The sequence below is a fragment of the Xanthomonas cissicola genome (genome assembly GCF_008801575.1).
GTDB lineage: Bacteria > Pseudomonadota > Gammaproteobacteria > Xanthomonadales > Xanthomonadaceae > Xanthomonas > Xanthomonas cissicola.
In genome coordinates, this window is sequence record NZ_VZPL01000019.1 from 55,877 (window position 1) to 74,216 (window position 18,340).

11 protein-coding genes and 1 pseudogene are annotated in these 18,340 nt (G+C 63.5%); 3 read left to right on the forward strand and 9 right to left on the reverse strand.

Annotated elements, in window-relative coordinates:
• Positions 1–5: 5 nt before the first annotated feature.
• Together F7R02_RS10485 and F7R02_RS10490 are read right to left on the reverse strand one after the other, a co-directional pair.
• Positions 6–1,493, reverse strand: a complete 1,488-nt coding sequence (locus tag F7R02_RS10485; RefSeq protein ID WP_174706028.1) for a neprosin family prolyl endopeptidase — start codon at positions 1,491–1,493, stop codon at positions 6–8.
• Between the two features lie 301 nt (positions 1,494–1,794).
• Positions 1,795–3,759, reverse strand: coding sequence for a glycoside hydrolase family 97 protein (locus F7R02_RS10490; protein WP_078589200.1), 1,965 nt, complete (start codon positions 3,757–3,759; stop codon positions 1,795–1,797).
• Positions 3,760–3,977: 218 nt separating this feature from the next.
• On the opposite strand from F7R02_RS10490, the gene F7R02_RS10495 reads away from it, so the two are divergent.
• Positions 3,978–7,445, forward strand: a complete 3,468-nt coding sequence (locus F7R02_RS10495; protein ID WP_078589202.1) for a glycosyl hydrolase 2 galactose-binding domain-containing protein — start codon at positions 3,978–3,980, stop codon at positions 7,443–7,445.
• 139 nt (positions 7,446–7,584) lie between these two features.
• On the forward strand, positions 7,585–10,521 hold the full coding sequence (locus tag F7R02_RS10500; protein ID WP_078589204.1) for a TonB-dependent receptor: 2,937 nt from the start codon (positions 7,585–7,587) through the stop codon (positions 10,519–10,521).
• A 370-nt stretch (positions 10,522–10,891) separates the two neighbouring features.
• Here the strand turns inward: F7R02_RS10500 and F7R02_RS10505 are convergent, their stop codons facing one another.
• The 6 genes and pseudogenes from F7R02_RS10505 to F7R02_RS10530 form a co-directional block, all read right to left on the reverse strand.
• The gene (locus tag F7R02_RS10505) at positions 10,892–11,944 is read right to left on the reverse strand and encodes a LacI family DNA-binding transcriptional regulator (RefSeq protein WP_078589206.1); all 1,053 of its coding nucleotides are present in this window, start codon (positions 11,942–11,944) and stop codon (positions 10,892–10,894) included.
• Positions 11,945–12,298: 354 nt separating this feature from the next.
• Positions 12,299–13,717, reverse strand: coding sequence for a M20/M25/M40 family metallo-hydrolase (locus F7R02_RS10510; RefSeq protein WP_078589208.1), 1,419 nt, complete (start codon positions 13,715–13,717; stop codon positions 12,299–12,301).
• A 123-nt stretch (positions 13,718–13,840) separates the two neighbouring features.
• Complete coding sequence (gene mscL / locus F7R02_RS10515) at positions 13,841–14,272, reverse strand: large-conductance mechanosensitive channel protein MscL (RefSeq protein ID WP_003487203.1); 432 nt, start codon at positions 14,270–14,272, stop codon at positions 13,841–13,843.
• A gap of 60 nt (positions 14,273–14,332) precedes the next feature.
• Entirely contained in the window at positions 14,333–15,046 is a 714-nt protein-coding gene (locus tag F7R02_RS10520) for a fumarylacetoacetate hydrolase family protein (RefSeq protein WP_011052181.1), read from the reverse strand.
• A gap of 31 nt (positions 15,047–15,077) precedes the next feature.
• Positions 15,078–15,356, reverse strand: a pseudogene (locus F7R02_RS27515) (hypothetical protein).
• 155 nt (positions 15,357–15,511) lie between these two features.
• Positions 15,512–15,787, reverse strand: a complete 276-nt coding sequence (locus tag F7R02_RS10530; RefSeq protein WP_005914539.1) for a hypothetical protein — start codon at positions 15,785–15,787, stop codon at positions 15,512–15,514.
• A gap of 265 nt (positions 15,788–16,052) precedes the next feature.
• Here F7R02_RS10530 and F7R02_RS10535 point away from each other — a divergent pair, with 265 nt between their 5' ends.
• Positions 16,053–16,394 (forward strand): Rieske (2Fe-2S) protein, encoded by a 342-nt coding sequence (locus F7R02_RS10535; protein WP_039582362.1) that lies wholly within the window; start codon positions 16,053–16,055, stop codon positions 16,392–16,394.
• A 57-nt stretch (positions 16,395–16,451) separates the two neighbouring features.
• Here the strand turns inward: F7R02_RS10535 and F7R02_RS10540 are convergent, their stop codons facing one another.
• Positions 16,452–18,314 (reverse strand): SLC13 family permease, encoded by a 1,863-nt coding sequence (locus tag F7R02_RS10540; protein WP_033485924.1) that lies wholly within the window; start codon positions 18,312–18,314, stop codon positions 16,452–16,454.
• Positions 18,315–18,340: the final 26 nt, after the last annotated feature.

Here is an 18,340-nt window from a genome sequence, read left to right on the forward strand (position 1 = left end):
TCGATTCAGCGTTCGCAGCCTGGCCCACCGAAATAGAAACCACCATTCTGCATTTCCGGCGACAAGCCGGTGCGGGTGACGCCGGCATCCAAGGCATACGGATAGCTGTAACCGGCCATCGCCAGCGTGTAGCAGGACGGATGCTCCACGCTCAGCGACGACAGGCGCTGCACGGGGTGGGTGACCATCGCCGCATCGCGGTAGAAGTGGTTGGCCTGGAATGCGGCCTGGCGATAGCCGGCCGCTGCGAACTGACCGCTCCCCATGCGTGTGCTGGCTACACCGCTGTTGGTCGAGACTTCGCCGCCCGCGCTCACGTACGCAACGCGTCCATTGGCGAGATCGCCCGAATACAGTGATGCCTTGTAGTAACCGATCCATTCGCCGTCCAGGCGCAGCCACCAGTTGCCGTCGGTATTCTTCTGGAATTCGACACCCAGCATGGTCTGCTTGCCGCCTGCAATACTGAATCCTGCGGCCGGCTGAGCGCCCAGGACATGTCGCGTGCTGGTCTGCACGAAATCGCTGCAATCCAGATTATGACAACCTGTAGTGACGTAACCGTCCTGGGTGGAATAAATGAAAACGATGGGCTTGTTGCCCCAGCCTGCGTCTGGCTGGATCTCCCAGCCCACTTCAAGTGTTTGCACTTGCTCGCTTGCGCTTTCACCAACGATCCATATCTGACTGATGGTTTGTTTCTCGTTGGTGGAGCGTAACGTGGGTGCCCAAAGATTGATGTCGGCTCCGGCGCCTGTGACCGATGTGCCGGCGGTATCCAGAAAGACGCTGGAGTAGTAATGCGTTACCGGCGCTGCTTCCTGCACCGCCGGCACGGCGTCAGCCTGCCTGGGAGCGATCGCGCGCGGGGTCGTGCCGCGTAGAAAGCTACGCAGATTCGCATGCTTGCTCATCTCGGCCAAGCCGATGCGTTCGAACGGCACGCTGCCGGTGTCGCAACGTTGACCCAGGTTGACCGGCGCCACCGTACCCTTGTTACTTGAGAGGGAGGGTGGTACCGCCGGCGTGCTGCCATCGCGCAAGGCAGGTTGCTGCGCACTTGGAATGCAATCGAACACCTTGCCGTCCTGTTGCACGCTGCGCAGCACGGTCAGACCGTTGTAACGATTGAACAGATAACGCTGCATTTCGGCGAAGGCGGTGGGGTCGCTGACCTTGGCCGCAGCCCCACGTGTGGCGTAACTGAGCTGCGCCTGCGCATCCAGAAACGCCTTGAAGTCGCGCGTGACCTGCGGGAATGCCCGCGATGCAGCCAGCGACGCGCCAAGCGCGTCGCGTTGGGTGGGTGCGACGCTTACGGTGGCCGGTGTGCGAAGCAAGGGTGGCATCAGTGTATCGATGCTGCGGTCGCTGGTCGTCGAGATCGATGGCGATAGCAGCGTGGCGGCGCCGGCTGTGGGAGCCAGTGCAAAAACGCAAAGCGCAGCAATCGCGTGGCTGATCGATATCGGCCGATGAGAACGGAAGGTCATGTGTTGTCCCTTGGCGCCGGAATGAAACTGCCTGCACGCGGCGTACCATGCAGGACAGCAGCTTCAGCCCGCAGGTGCATTCCGAGGTCCGTTCGGGGCGCATGCCTGCGTTGAAGGCGTGCGCAGTCTAGCTGTGCAAGAAACAACTGGATGGGCAACGATGCATTGCGTGACATCAGGCACGAAGCAAGCGCGATGCGCTAAGCGGATGCCATGTCAATGGTCATGCACACCTTTGCGTACGGCGTCTTGCTATTGCGCAAAGGTGTGCCAGTTCACTTCACTATCAGCATGGCTGCTCTTACTTTTTTTGCAGCCTCACTGCAGCGCCGCCGCCTGCAGCAAGCGCAAGCTGCAACGTGTCGTTACGTGTGAGCCTGCGTGTGTCGATGCGTACGTCGCTCGGGGTCTCTCCATCGGTATAAATGGTGGCGGTCCAGCTGCCTTCGCCCAGGAACGAGAGCGGCAGGGTCAGCGTGCGCGCCTGCTCGTTGGTCATCGCACCCACATACCAGTCCTTGCCGCTACGCCGCGCCAGCGCGATGTGCTCTCCGATGGCGCCATCCAGCGCACGCGTCTGGTCCCAGCTTGCAGGCACATCACGCAGGAACTGCGCGGCAGGCACGTTTTCGTATTGCTCAGGACTGTCGGCAACCACCGCAAACGGACTCTCATAGACCACGTACATCGCCAATTGCTGCGCGCGCGTGGTCATCACCTGCGGCCCGAAGTGCTGTGGCTTGAAGTCGGCCGGGCGGACATTGCGGAAGCCGCCAGGGGTGTAATCCATCGGCCCAAGCAACATGCGCGTAAACGGCAAGGTGAGGTTGTGGGTCGTGGTGATGCGTGCGCTCCACTTGTTGTACTCGGCGCCGAGCACACCCTCTTGGGTGAGATAGTTCGGATAAGTGCGGGTCAGCCCGGTCGGGTGATACGCACCGTGCAGATCCACCAACAACTTGTGCTCGGCAGCCTTGCTCAGCAGGCGGTGATAGAAGTCCACCATCTGCTGATCGTCGCGGTCCATGAAATCGACCTTGATGCCCTTGATGCCCAGTTGCTGATACCAGGTGAGCGCTTCGTCCATGTGCGCATCGAGCGCGCGCCAGTGCGCCCAGAGCCATAGCCCTACGTCGCGCTTGCGTGCGTAGTTCACCAGGCCGGGCAGGTCGAGTTGCGCGACGGGCCGGCGAATATCCGCATCGGCGTTGTACTGGCCATCGCCGGTGCTGCCGTAGTACCAGCCGTCGTCGATCAGCATGTATTGCAGTTTCAACTGCTGCGCGTGATCGATATAGCGCTGTATGGTGGCGGTATTCATGCCCGGGTTGGCTACCCCGCCGGCCAGGCTGCCCGACCACCAATCCCACGCCGACTTGCCCGCGCGCACCCAACTCGCATCGAAGGCGGGCGGCGGATTCAGCGCGGAAATCAGGTTGGATTCGATCAGGCTCGCGGGGTTGTCGGCCAGCATGATCACCCGCCATGGCGTGGCGAAATCGCGGCCCTTGGCATCGATGTTGACCGCCACCGTGGGGTCGTCCAGGCGCGGCGACAGTTTTGCCGACACGCCCAGACCGCCATCGGAACGACCGGTGAGATACAACCCGGCGTAATCGCGCAGGTTCGCCTCGCCGATCGCAAGCGTGGTGCCGTTGGCGTCGGTCTGGCACACCAGCGGTAACTCGATCAAATGATGCGCGCGCAATCTGGATGCAGCGATTGCATCGTATTCGCCCTCGTGGCTGGTTCCGAAACGGCCGAGATTCAAGTTCCAGCAGCGGTAATCGTGCGGAAACGCGAAGCTGGTGAGTTCATCGCGAATGCGCACCTGACCCGCATCCGGCAGGACGTAACGCAACGCAACGCCGTCGTCATACGCACGCAGTTCGATGCTGAGCTTGCGATGTTGCGTATCGGCCAGTTGCACGCGCAGTTCTCGATAATGGTCGCGTGCCTGTCGCGTCTTTCCGACCGCCAAGGTGAAGCGGCTGTCGTGCAGTCCGGTCGTGCTGCCTTGTAGCGTCATGTCACGGCCGAGCTTGTTGCCTCGGCCAAGATCCAGCCCGAGCGGCGCATCGTCGAGCACCAACGTGTTGCGATACAGCACGCGATAGCTGGGCACGCCACCGGCGCGTAGCGTGAATTCCACCTGCGTGCGTGCATCGGGCGATTGCACGCGCAAGCTCTGTGCTGCAGCGGGTGCAGCGATCAAACACAACAACGTGCATGCCGCGGGGACTGCGGACTGGATCAGGTTTCGCATGATTCCCTCCTCCTGGGATTGCCAACCCTAGCGCAGAAAGGTTGTTGTCGATATCCAGCTGGGGTAACGTTACCTCGCACCATGGCCGCTGAAACAGGGGCGGCAGCCACGGGCGGCATCACAGAGGTCATGACGCAGAACGTCTGCACGACGGGTTGCCGATTGCATCGAAGCGATGTGCACCGTTGTGTGGCAGTAGAGCTTGGGAGAGGCCTCTAATGCTGATGGTTCGCAGGGCGTTCCGCCGCGGAGCGCTGTGGGTGTTGTGTGCTTGCATGGGTTGGACTGCAGTGGAGGCAGCGCCTGCCGACGATCCGCCCGGTCCGTATGACGTGCGCGTACTTGCCGGTGGCGTTGCGCTGACCAAGAAGCTCCCCGCCCAGACGCCGTGGTTGTCCGCGGATGCGGACTGGAGCGTCTCTGGATGGGTACGCCCATCACGGTCGATCACAGGTCCTGCATTGATTGCAGGCATCGGCGATCCGCAAGGCACAGGCCGCTACTTCGTGATCGATGGCGGCACACTCGGCTTTGCGCAGGGCGCCGACAATATTCTGCGCAGTACGCAAACCCTGCGTGCAGACAGCTGGACGCAAGTGGCCGCAGTTGCCCAAGGCGCTCGCCTGACCCTGTACGCCAATGGCCGCAAGGTCGCCAGCGGTCGTGTGCAGCGGAACGCCATCGCGCCGACGCTCGTCTTCGGTCCACGCCAGCAACCGGCGCCGTATACGCAACACTTCGGCGGCGATATCGCGGGCTTTACCGCACAGGCGGGCGCGCTGGATGCACAGGCCATTGCACGGCTTGCCGCAAACGCGCCGGATCCGGCACTGCAACGCTTCGAAGACGCATCGCCAGGCTGGCGCGTGCAGGTCAAGCAGATGGCCGGCCAGCTTGCTCCGCAGTCGGCTGCAACGTTGCCGCGCAGCAGCGCAGCGTTCCCGGCGCCGGTCGCACAGCCAGTACCGGATGCGCCTGCGCTGCAATCGCTGGATGCCGCATCCTGGCGTGTGGGTGCGTGGCAACTGGCCGCAGCACCGGAGCTTGGTCAAGCGACCGGCGCAACGCTGTCGCGCCGCGATGACACCACCGGCAATGCGTCATGGCGTGCGGCGACCGTGCCCGGCACCGTGCTCACCACCCTGGTCGACCGTGGCGTGTATCCGGATCCGGATATCGGTCTGAACAACATGGCCATAACCGAAGCGCTGAGCCGTCAGGACTGGTGGTACCGCAGCAGCTTCGATCTGCCTGCCGCCGCGCAAGGCAAGCGTCTGGAACTGCTGTTCAACGGCATCAACTATGCCGGCGAAGTCTGGGTCAACGGCGTGCAGGTCGGGCGCACGCGCGGCGCATTCGCACGCGGTCGTTTCGATGTCAGCACGCAGCTCAAGCCAGGTCGCAACGTCATTGCGGTACGGGTGTCGCCGCCACCGCATCCGGGCATTGCGCACGAACAATCGATGAGCGCAGGCGTCGGCGAAAACGGCGGCATGCAGGCCCTGGATGGGCCGACCTTCATCGCCAGCGAGGGTTGGGACTGGATTCCCGCGGTACGCGACCGTAATGCCGGTCTGTGGCAGGACGTGCAGTTGCACGCCAGCGGCCCGCTCGCGCTTGGCGACATCCAGGTGCTGACCGCGCGCTTGGCGCCGGATCATCAACGTGCCGAACTGGAAATCAACGTGCCGCTGCGCAATGACACGCCGGCCGCAGTGCAGGGCAGCGTGCAGTTGGCCTTCGGCGATGTGACCATCCAGCGCCAGGTCACGGTGCCGGCCGGCGGCAGTACGCTGAAGTTCACTGCGGGCGATACGCCGCAGTTGCGCCTCGTCAACCCGCGGCTGTGGTGGCCCAACGGCTACGGCGAGCCTGCGCTGTATACATTGCACACCAGTGTCGATGTGGCAGGCGCGCGCTCGGATGCGCAGCAGCTGCGCTTCGGTATTCGCGAGGTGACCTACGAGCTGTCATTATTCGACGACGATGGCGCATTGCGCCGTGTGCTGGTCGATCTCAACCAGGCCCGCCAGCGTGGCGAACGTATCGTCGATGTACGCCATGCCGCGATCCGGCCGGTACCCGGCGGCAACGCGCAGTCGCTGTATCCCGGTGCGCTGGGCTCGCCGGCAGTTCAGCAGCTGGACGATTCCACGCTGGCCCCGCATCTGGTCATCCGCATCAACGGTGTACGCGTTGCGGTGAAGGGCGGTAACTGGGGTATGGACGATTGGCGCAAGCGCGTGTCGCGTGAGCGGCTGGAGCCGTACTTCCGCCTGCAACGCGAGGCGCACTTCAATGTGGTGCGCAACTGGGTCGGGCAGAACACCGAAGCAAGCTTCTTCGAGCTGGCCGACGAATACGGCATGTTGGTGCTCAACGATTTCTGGCAGTCCACGCAGAACTACAACATGGAACCGGCAGACGCGGCGTTGTTCCTGGACAACGCGGCCGAGGTGATCAAACGCTTCCGCAATCATCCGTCCATCGTATTGTGGTTCGGGCGCAACGAAGGCGTGCCGGCCCCCATCCTCAACGAAGGCCTGGACAAGCTGGTTGCCGAACTCGACGGCACGCGCTGGTACACCGGCAGTTCCAACGAGATCAATTTGCAGGGCAGTGGGCCGTACAACTATCGCGAGCCGGTGGCCTACTTCAACAAGCTGGCACAGGGCTTCTCGGTGGAAGTGGGCACGCCATCGTTCTCCACGCTGGAGTCGTTCAAGGCCTCGGTGCCGGCGGTTGGCGACCAATGGCCAATCAGCGACGCCTGGGCCTACCACGATTGGCACCAGTCCGGGAATGGCGATACCAATAGTTTCATGCGCACGCTGACCGACAAGCTGGGCGCACCGACCGGCCTGGCCGATTTCGAGCGCAAGGCGCAGCTGCTCAATTACGAAACCCATCGCGCCATCTTCGAAGGCTTCAACGCGCAACTGTGGAGCAAGAACAGCGGTCGCCTGCTGTGGATGAGCCACCCGGCGTGGCCGAGCAACATGTGGCAGGTGTATAGCCACGATTACGACACCCACGCCGCGTATTACGGCGTGCGCAATGCAGCCGAGATCCTGCATGTGCAGATGAATCTGCCGGGGTACGAAGTGGTCGTGGTCAACAACGCTGCCACGCCGGCGCGTGGATTGCGCGTGCGTGCACAGGTGTACGCCAGTGACGGCAAGCTGCTGCAACAGCGTGAACAGGCGCTGGACGCCGCTGCGGTGGCAGTGTCGGCGCCAGTGCTGCAGTTGGCACCATCGCTGAAGGACACCAACGGGTTGGGCTTTGTGCGGCTGCAGTTGCTCGATCGCGACGCGATAGTGCGTTCGCGCAACTTCTATTGGGTAGCGCGCGATGCGGTGGCGATGCGCGGGCTGGATGCGCTCGCAAAAGTGCCGCTGCAGCTCACCACGCAATTGCAGCAGGGCAACGAGGCCGTGCTGCGCGCCACTGTCCGCAACCCGTCGCAGCAGGTGGCCCTCAACACCAAGTTGACCCTGGTGGATGCGCAAGGCCAACGCATCCTGCCGGCCTATTACAGCGACAACTATCTGAGCCTGGTACCAGGCGAAGAGCGCGTGGTGGACATTCGCGGCCCGTCCGCTGCCACCTTGCGCAACGCCACGCTGCAACTGCGTGGCTGGAATGCCGAACCATCGACAGGCGTCGCCAACGGGGCTCCGTAGCGACGTCTGCGTGTTGCCGCGCCGTGCCTTGCACGACGCTCTCACTGACGCACCGCCTGGTGCGTCAGTCAATACCGCATTGCCGTGCCGGTAATGCCGGTCGAAACGGTCGTGGATTTGTCATCCCTGGGAGGGGACCATGAACAAGCTGCATTCGAACACCCGTCGCACCCCATTGGCGGCCGCGCTTGCGGCTGCGCTCACCCTGCTTGCCAGCGGCGCAAGCGCGCAGGATACCGCCGCCACTCCAGGCGTCACCGAACTGGACAAGGTGATGGTCAAGGGCGTGCGCGGCGCGCAGGCCGAAGCCATCGAAAACAAGCGCAGCGCCGCGCAGATCATCGATTCGATCTCTGCCGAAGACATCGGCAAATTGCCCGACGTCACCATCACCGATTCGCTGCAGCGCGTGCCTGGGGTGCAGACCCGGCGCTCGGCCGGCGAAGGTTCGCAGCTCAATATCCGTGGCATGCCGCAGGTGCAGACCACCATGAACGGCGAGTTGTACTTGAGTGCCGGCGGCGGCGATCAATATGGTCAGCCGAACATCGGCCGCGCGCAGCCGGATTTCGTGGATATCCCGCCCACGCTGTTCAGTGGCGTGGATGTGATCAAGTCGCCCACTGCCGCCGATCTGGATGGCGGCATCAGCGGCACGGTCTCGCTGAAGACGCGGCGCCCGTTCGACCTGCCGGAAGGCTGGACCTTCAGCGGCCAGGCCGAAGGCTCGTACGGCGATCGCGTGCAGAAGGCCAACGAGCTGTACTCGGGGCTGGCCAGTTTCCGCACCGCGCGTTGGGGCGCGTTGCTGGCGGTGTCGTATTCGGATGCCACGCTGGAAAACAAGCATCCCAGCGTGTATTCCAACGGCGCACAGAAATCCACCGAACAGAACGTCGGCTTCGACTTCAACGGCGATGGACGTATCGGCAGCAATACCGACCCAGGCAATCTGCCGCGCGACTACTTCTACAATTGGGTGGCCACCGAACTGGATAACCGCAGCACCGATCGCCAGCGCACCGGCGTCAACGGCTCGTTCCAGTTCAACATCAACGATTCGTGGACGGTGCTGGCGGACGCCGCCTACACCAAGCTCGAAGACCACGACACCTCGGTGGCCGCACAATTGCATACCGGTTGGGCGACCAACCAGTTGCAGCCGGGGTCGGTGGTCGATCCCAACGGCGTATTGGAGTACGGCAATTTCCGTTACAACCGCTTTCAGGCGCATTCGATGGCCGGGGTGGCGGATTCGGATGCGCTCAACACCAATCTGGAATTGCGTTACGACGATGGTGGTCCATTCCGTGCCTCGTTCCGCTGGGTGCACGGCGATGCGCAGCGCACCTACGACGAAGCGCGTGCCGATGCAGCGGTGACGCGCGGCGACCAGATTCCGCGTGCCGGCGGCGTGACCCAGTGGGCCAATGTCAACGGCCTGCCCACCGTGGATGCATCGGTGGATTTCCGCGGCACCTATCCGGCGGTCAACCTCGCTACCGATGTGTCCAACCCAGACAACTGGCAGCTGATGTCCACCTGGGCGCAGGGCAACAAGATCGAGGCCAAGATGGACGCGTTCCGCGCGGACGGTACTTTCGAGTTCGACGAGGGCGTGGTGCGCGGCTTCCAGTTCGGCATTCGCTATGGCGAGCGCGATTTCAAGCTCGATACCTATCGTTATCTGTCGCCGGTGTCGTCCAGCTGTGCCGACCCGAACCGTTCGCTGTACTACTACAAGGATCCGCTGATCGTGGATACCTGCAGCGGCGTGTCCGAGGCGCGATTGCTGCCATTCAATTCGATTCCCGGCTATTGGGCGTATTTCAACGACTTCGATCCGCTCAAGGTCACCGGCCTTAGCAGCCAGGGGCTGCCTGCCATCAACCCGCAGGCGATGAAGGACCCGGTTGCTTATCTCAATAGCCTGTATCCGGGCAACGTGGCGTATCAGCAGGCAGCCGATTCCTATCAGGTCACCGAAAAAACCAGCTCGGCCTATTTTATGGCCAACCTGGAGGGCGGTACCGGCACGCGCGTGCCGTGGACGGCCAACATCGGTGCACGCATCGTTCAGACCAAGCTGGCGATCGACCAGTATTTGAGCAGCGGCAATGTCTATATCGGTAATGTCGAGTGGAATGGCGTCAGTCCTGCGATCGGCACCAACCGTCTCAATCGCCAGTACACCGATGTGCTGCCTAGCGCGAACCTGTCGCTGGACATCACCGATGCGCAGAAGCTGCGTTTCGCCTACAACAAGGCGGTTGCGCGTCAGGATCTACCCGATCTGGGCCGTGGTCTGGTGAGCTTCTACGCCGTGAATGGCACGCCGCCGCGTAATCCGTCGCTGCCATCGGATGCGGTGCTGTTCCTCAATGGCCGTTCGGGCAATCCGGATCTGGATCCGTATCGCGCCACCAACTACAACGCCTCGTGGGAATGGTATTTCGCCGACGCCTCGTTGATCAGCGTGGGTGCGTTCCTGATCGACGTGAAGTCGTTCCCCACCACCGTTACCAACATCGAGCCCTTGCCCGATGCCGATGGCGTCGTGCGTGCGGGCGGCCCGGTCGAGCGCATCGTCAATGGCGGCGGCGGCAAGATCAAGGGCTTCGAAATCGGCTACCAGCAGGCTTTCGATTTCCTGCCTGGTTGGCTAAGCGGCTTCGGGACCAACATTAACTACACCTTCTCCGATGCCGATACCGACAACACCGATATCGACGGCAACACGCTGCCGATCGGCGACAACTCCAAGCATCAGGCCAACGCGGTGCTGTGGTATCAGAAGGACAAGCTGCAGGCACGCGTTGCCTACAACTGGCGCAGCAAGCGCTTCAGTCAGGTCAACAGTTCCGCATGGGGCGACGAGCTGGCGATCTGGAACGACGACGTCGGCTATCTGGACGCGTCGTTGAGCTATGACGTCAACGACCACCTGACCTTGTACGCCCAGGCCACCAACCTCACCGGCGAAAGCGAACGCCGTTATGCGCAGTGGACCAATCATTATTTCGACCAGAACATCTTCGAGCGTCGCTACTACGCGGGTCTGCGTTTGCGCTTCTGATGCCATGCGCTGATGCAAGACACTGATGTGCGGTACGGCGCATCCCCGCACCGTGCCGCAACTGGGATTCTCCTCGTTCCTCTCCAAGCGGTCATTGCGCGTTCTTCCCGTCGCCGTTCGATACGGCGCTGCAGTACGTTCGGCGGTGACGTCGAATACCCTCCCATTCGGCTACATCGTCGGGAAGCGATGTGGCCGTTTTTTTTGCTTGATTGCGTGGGCGTCTGTGCTTCATGCCGGCAATGGAATGCTGTAACTGTCGGTCTGATTGCTGTTGAAAGGGCGGCGGTTGGCTGCGACGGCGCAGCGTGCGCGCAGATGGAGATGGTGCGCCTGTGCCGAACCGGGATGGCGATGGTGCGCTGTCGCGCTATGTCTTCGACGGCCCTGCCGTCGAGCCACGCTTGACCAGCGTGTATTTCATCACCTGATGCACGCCGGGTGCGGTGTCGCCCTTGCGGCGTTGACGCACCGCGTCGGCCAGCAGTGACACAGCAGCGCGCCCCATGGCGGTGACCGGTTGATGCACGGTGGTGAGCTCGGGCCAGATGGTGGTGGCCACCGGCGTATCGTCGAAGCCGGCGATGGAGACATCTTCGGGCACGCGCAAGCCCAATCCATGCGCGACCGCGACCGCTGCGGCCGCCATGTCGTCGTTGCTGCAGAAGATCGCAGTGGCTGGCTGCGGCTGCGTCAACAGGCTGCGCGCGGCGAGGAGCCCGGAGTGATAGGTGAACAAGCCCTCGGCGATCAAGCCATCTGCGACCGATAAGCCGGCAGCGCGCAGGCTGTCGAGATAGCCATTTGCGCGCAGTACGCTCGGGGTGTGTTTCGGGTCGCCCTTGATCAACGCAATGCGGCGATGCCCGAGCTCGATCAGGTGGTCGACGATGGCGCGCGCAGCCTGGTAGTCGTCGATCCGCACCGAGCTGATTTGCGCCATCGGTGCGCCACTGGCCACCGCCACGACCGGAATGCCGCGCGCATCGAGTTCGGTGATGGTCTGACGCGAGTCGCATAACGGCGGTGGCAGGATCACCCCGTCGACGCCGGCAGCGAGTAGGCGCTCGGTGGCTGCACGCTGGCTGCGGATGGCGCCGCACTTCTCCACCATGACCTGGCTGCCGGTGAGGCTGCTCTGCTCGAGCAGGCCGAGCATGAATTGATTGAGGTACGCGGCGCTCGGGTTGCTGTACAGCACGCCGATACGCAGCAGCCCGCTGGTCCGCAACGAACGGCCGGCGAGATTGGGCCGGTAGCCCAATGCCTGTACCGAGGCCTCCACGCGCGCGCGCATCGCTTCGCCCACATGCGGGTGACGGTTGATCACACGCGAAGCGGTCATCGGCGAGACGCCGGCATGTTTGGCGACATCCAACAACGTCGCCGCACTGTTCGCACTGCGTTGCCGCTTGGCCACCATTGTGTGTGCTCATCCTGGAGTAAGAGCGAATGCGCGCGCCACCGGTTCGACGTGTAAAGCGACCACGAAAAGCAACCGACCAATCACATCACGCAGTACCAGCGGCAGCTACAGGTCACCACTGAATCCAACGCGTACGCACCGCTGCCGAGCAAGTGATGTGGGTCTACCCGGCACAACGCGCGGTCAGCGGCAGCCGCTTCATCGCAACTGCGCACTCGCCAGACGAACGCGCCGATCTACGCAAGCAGCAGCGCCAGGCATCGTGCGATTCCTGCATGCGCCTCCCGCCTGAAAATGAGTAAATCACTGCCACATCCAGCGTTCGGCGCATGCACCACATCGTCCTCGCAATCACTCGCTCGGCGGTTGCACGCTCTTGGCGCGGCTGCCGAAATCGCCATCGGCTTCTGCGGCCAGATATGCGAACACGGTGTAGGCGGCCACGTTCTGCGCGAGCGCCTTCGGGTCGATCTTGTCCAGCGTGTCGTCGGCGGTGTGGTGCAGGTCGAAGTAGTCGGTGCCATCCTGCGCCAGCCACCCCCAGGCTCCACCCTTGGCGGAAATCGGCCCGACATCCGGGCCGGGGCCGCCCTTGCTCGGTTCATACGCGATGCCCAGTGGTGCCAGCACCTCGGCAATCTGCTTGGTCGCCGCGCGCGAGTCGTCCGGCGCCGCCGCGCCGGTGTTGAACGCATAGATGCGCCCGGCGCCGAAGTCGCTTTCCGCGCCAATCTGATGCAGCACCATGTCCTTGGCATCCTTGCCGTGCGCGGCGGCATAGGCCTTGCCGCCGTGCAGACCCTGCTCCTCGTTGGCGAAGGCCACCACGCGGATGGTGCGCTTGGGTGGTTGCTTGAGTTGGCCGATCAAGTGGCCGGCAGCCATCGTGATCGCCACGCCAGCGCCGTCGTCGATGGCGCCGGTGCCCAGATCCCACGAATCCAGATGCCCGCCGATCACCACCACTTCCTTGGGCTTGCTGCGCCCAGTGATTTCGCCGATCACGTTGTAGGAGGTGGCCGTGCCGTCCCAGCCGCAATCCAGCGCCAGACGCACGCGCGTGCTGCCCAGTGCGGTGAGCCGCGCGAGCTGGTTGGCATCGGGTACCGACAGCGCTGCAGCCGGCACCGGCGGCAGGCCCTCATCGAAACGGGTGATGCCGGTATGCGGCACGCGGTGCGAATCGGTGCCGGCCGAGCGCATCACAAATCCAATGGCACCCTTGCGTATCGCTTCGGACGGTCCCTTGCTGCGCACAGCGCCGCCATTGCCGTAGTCCTTGCCGTCGCGCGCCTTGACCATCTGGTAATCGACGAAGGCGATCTTGCCAGCCAGCGAGCCGGCTGGCGCGGCCTGCAACGCAGCCAACGTTTCGAAACGCACCACTTCGCCCTCGACGGTGCCGCCCGGGCTGCCGCCCAATGCGGTGATGGTTAGCGGCTGCGCATGCGCGCCGAGCACGGCAGCGTGTTCGCTGCGACGCTCCCATTTCGGAAAGGTCACCGGCTCGGTCCATACCTTGTCGAAACCCAGTGAAGCGAATTTCGCCTTGGCCCAGGCGACCGCACGCGGGTCTGCTTCGCCGCCGGCAATGCGCGGGCCCACTTCGGTGGTCAACGATTGGACCACCGCAAAGCCGGTGTCGTCGGCCAGCGCCTGCTCGCGCAACTGCGCTGCGGTACGCAATGCGCTGTCGGGGATGCTTGTCTGCGCGGCGAGTGCGCAGGAGCAGGCGAGTAGGGCAGAGATGGCAACAGCGAGACGACGCATGCAGGGCGGCTCCAACGACAAGGGGACCCCGAGCTTATCAGCGCGAGGTCCCTCGTCTGCGTGCGAAAGGTCATTGTTCTGCGCGAAGAAGCGCCACAGGATGCGCCAGTTGGTTGTGCCCGCTTATAGCGCGCCCGGCGGCTTGAGCGTGTCGTTCTTGAGCGCGTCGCGAATCTCGCGCAGCAACAGCACTTCTTCGCTCGGGCCTTTAGGCGCGTCCGGCTTGCGATGGGTCACGCGGTTGATCAACTTGACCACCAGAAAGATCGCGAAGGCGATGATCAGGAACTGCACGACGGTGTTGATGAAATCGCCGTAGCCAATGGCAACGGCTGGGATCTCCTTGCCGGTGGCATCGACGCCGGCCGGCTTGAGCACCCACGCCAGGCGCGAAAAATCCACATTGCCGATGGCCCAACCGATCGGCGGCATGATGATTTTCTCCACCAGCGCGGTGACGATCTTGCCGAACGCCGCACCAATGACCACACCGACCGCCAGGTCGATGACATTGCCGCGCATTGCGAATTGCTTGAATTCGCTGACCATTCCCATAGTGCACTCCAACTGCGGTCGCGGACCAACTGCCGCAGCCCGATCGTAGCCGGTGCGATGTCAGCCCGCGATGATGCCGTGGCGCTCGGCGACGTTCTCCAGGCGCGCACTGAACTGGTCGCCTGGCAGCAACGGGCCGACGCCGGCCGGCGTACCCATGAAAATCAGATCGCCTGCGCGCAGTGCATACAGTTTGGAAAGCTCGTGCAGGATCTCCGGCACGTTCCAGATCATTTGATCCAGCAACGACTGCTGACGCACCTGGCCGTTGACCTCCAGCGACAGATTCAGCGCCTCCAGCGCGCCGACTTCGCCGGCATGCACCAGCTCGCTGATCGGTGCGGAGTGATCGAAGCCCTTCGCGATATCCCACGGCAAGCCCTTGGCCTTGGCAGCGGCCTGCAAGTCGCGACGGGTCAGATCCAGGCCCACGCCGTAGCCGTAGATCAGGCGCTCGGCCTGTGCCACCGGCAACTCGCCGGCCGGCGCATCGCTGCCCAGCGCCACCACCAGTTCCACTTCATGGTGCAGTTCCTTGGTGCCAGGCGGGTAGGGGATGTGGTCGCCGTGGCCGACCACGATGGCATCGGCAGGCTTCATGAAAAAAGTCGGCTGGCCACGCTCGGCCTTGGAGGCTGGTGCGGTGGCGCCCATCTCGCGCGCATGGTCGGCAAAGTTGCGCCCCACGCAGTAGATGCGATGCACCGGAAAACTGCCACCACCCACCACAGGAATGCGCGGAACATCGGCGGCGGGAATCACATCGTGGGTCATGCGCGCATCCTCAACATACGGGCAGGTGAGTCTAGCGGTTCGCCTGTGTACGACGGAACCATGACGCTTGCATCCAGCGCACGACACGGCCGGGCTGGCAGCGCGTGCAAGACGGCAGACAGCCGTATCGACGCTTGATGACAACGCGTACCAGACGATTGCGAACCCACTACAGGGCTGGCAGCGCGCCGCTGGCGTCCGATGCGGGCGCGGTGCGCATTGATGCGGCATTGAGAAGCAGTGCGCGCAGAGCGATGAACTGGTGCTCGATGCAGCACCAAATGCGCGTCTGGCCATCAGCGCAGCGCATCACCCGGCGACATGGCACTGCTCAACGCGTGGCAAGCCATCAGACGCCACGTGTGGGTTGCTGGAATCACATCATCATCGATGCAGGCATCGAGCAAACCCCGGCACCTGCTGCGCAGGCCTAGACGGCGGCGCAGCAATGCAGGCAGCCAGGTGTCAGTGCGACAACGGCAACGCCGGCTTGCGCACCACGTGGTACTCGGCGTCGACCACGCGTGCCTGCTGCGGCGTGCGGCGGTTCGACTTGCTCAACAGCTTCCAGGCGATGCCACCCAGGATCATCGCTGCGCCAACGAACACGCTGAAGAAGATCAGCACCGCAAGGATCGCCAGACCAGCCAGGCCGGCGGCAACGCGCACCAACGGGTGACGCGGCTTGCGCGGCGCAAACAGGTGGTGGAAGTTGCCGAATTGGAAGATGCGTGCGGGCATGGCGGTGGGCTGCCGGGCAGGAAACGAGCGCGCAGTATCGTTGCGGTTTCATGTCATTGAGTGAAAAGTTCGTTAATCGGCGCGGCGATTTGCGAAGGCGATCACGCGCGGCATGCGTGGATGGAGGCTCATACGGCCAGTTGTGTCCGGTTGTCCGAGGAATCGCGTTGTCCGCGCTCACCCCGGGGCTGCCTAAGGCTGCCAGTGCTGCAAGGCCCGCATGCCACAATCCAGGCCCCATCGCCCATCGTTTCCGGTCGCCTGCATGTCGTTGCCATCGCCCACCACGCTTGCCACGTTGACGCAGATTCCCGATGCCGGGTTTCTGGAAGTCGAAGCACTCCTGGAGAGCGGTACCGAATCGCTGGTGCTGTATCGCGAAGGCGCCCAGGTCCGTGCCTGGTTGAACATCTGCCCGCATGCCGGCCGCCGGCTGGATTGGGCGCCGGGGCAATTCCTCAAGACCAAGGAAGGGCAATTGGTCTGCGCGGCGCATGGCGCGGCCTTCGAACTCAGTGGTGGCGAGTGCATCAGCGGGCCGTGTCGCGGCCAATCGCTGTTTGCGGTGCCGGTGCGGGTCGACGATGAGCAGGTGCTGCTGGGGTAAGCGCCCGGAACGATTGCTGAGGACGCTTTGTCGCCGCCCGAAAAGCGCAACGCTGGATTAGCGCGCCGCCCACCAGAACATCAGGTTGATCATCGACACCATCACCACGATGTAGATCAGCGACAGTGGCGCGCCCACGCGCCACAACTCGCGCGGTTGATAGTTGGCTGGGCCGGCCACCATCGAGATGACCGGATTGGACGCGGTCATCAGATTGTTGGACGCCGACAACGCCACGATCAGCGCGAACGCGGTCGGGTTGCCGTTGGCCGCCAACGCCAGATTGACCGCGATCGGCACCATCACGATGGTGGCGCCGACGTGGCTGATCACCAGCGAGAAGGCAGTGGTCAACAAGGCCAGGCTGATTTCCAGCGCCCACACCGGGATGCCTTCGGGCAGGCGGTCGATGGTGTGGCCGGCCACCCAGGCCGCGGTGCCGCTGCTGTCCATGGCCCAGCCCAGCGGAATCAGCCCGGCCATCATGAAGATGGTCTTCCAGTTGATCGATGCGTAGGCCTCGTCCATGCGCAGCACGCCGCTGACCAGCATGCAGGCCACGCCGGTCATCAGCGTCAGGGCCACCGGCAGGCGCGAAGTCAGCGCGATCAGGATGGTAAAGGCGAAGATCGCCATCGCGATCTTGAACTTGTGCGGGCGCTGCTCGCCTTTGGGGAAGTCGGTCACCGGCACGAAATCGCGGCTTTCCGCCGCCTGCACCAAGTCCTGCCAGATGCTGTGGAAGACCAGCATGTCGCCGGCGCGCAGCGGCACGTTGCGCACGTCTTCGCGGATGACCTGCTTGTCGCGGTTGATCGCCAGCAGGCTGATGCCTGCCTGCTTGCGCAGGCGCAATTCGCCGGCGCTCTTGCCGATCAACCGTGAGTTCGGCGGAATCAACGCTTCGGAAATACCGGCCAGGCTGGGGTTGAACAAATCGCCCAGGTTGCGCAGGCGCGAGGACATGCGCAGGAACTGGTTTTGCGCAAAATCGGCCACTTCCTGGCGCGGGCCCATCACGCCGAGCACGCTGCCGACCCAGATGCGCATATCGGCCGGGGGTGCCAGGCGGGTGTCGTTGCCGGTCTTGAGCGCCAGCAGCAACGGCGCATCGTGCAAGGCTTCGGCTTCGCCCAGTGTCATGCCCACCAGCGGGCTTTCGGCGGTGACGGTCAGCTCGAACACATCGCCGTCGATGCCATAGGTCTTGGCGAAATAGCTTTCGGTGCGCGAGGGCGTCACGCCTTCGTTGATCAGGCGTTCTTCTTCGATCAGCTTGCGGTCGCCATAGAAGCGGAAGTACAGCAACGCGGCGATCAGCAACGCCACGCCGATCGGCAGCGGCGCGAACATCGTCAACGGCTCGATGCTGGCCATGCCCGAGGGCAGGTTGTTGTTGGCCGAGACCAGCAGGTCGTTGAGCAGGATCAGCGGCGAATTGCCCACCATGGTGAGCGCGCCGCCCATCACGATGGCAGCGGCGATCGGCAGCAGCATGCGCTGCAAGGTGAGCCCGGTGCGTGCGGCCAGGCGCGAGGCGACCGGCAGGTACAAGGCCATCACCGACGGGTTCTGCATGAACGACGAGTTCAAGCCGGAGATGGCCAGCGTCATCATCATCAGGCGCTGCTCGCTGCCGTGCGAACGCCGCAACAACCAGGTGGCCAACCGGTTCAACGCACCGGTGCGCTCCAGCCCCGCGCCCAGGATGGTGGTGGCGATGATGCTCATCACCGCATTACCGGAGAAACCACCGAATAGTTCCTCCGGCGCCACCAGCCCGGTGACGCCCAACACCACCAGCACGATCAACGCCACCACGTCGGCGCGAATGCGCTCGAACAGGAACATCGCCATCGTGAAACCGACCAGCCCGAGGACGAGCTTCATATCGTTGGTCAGCGTCAGCGCGGTGTCCATTGGGGGCCGGGAATAGGGAGTCGGGA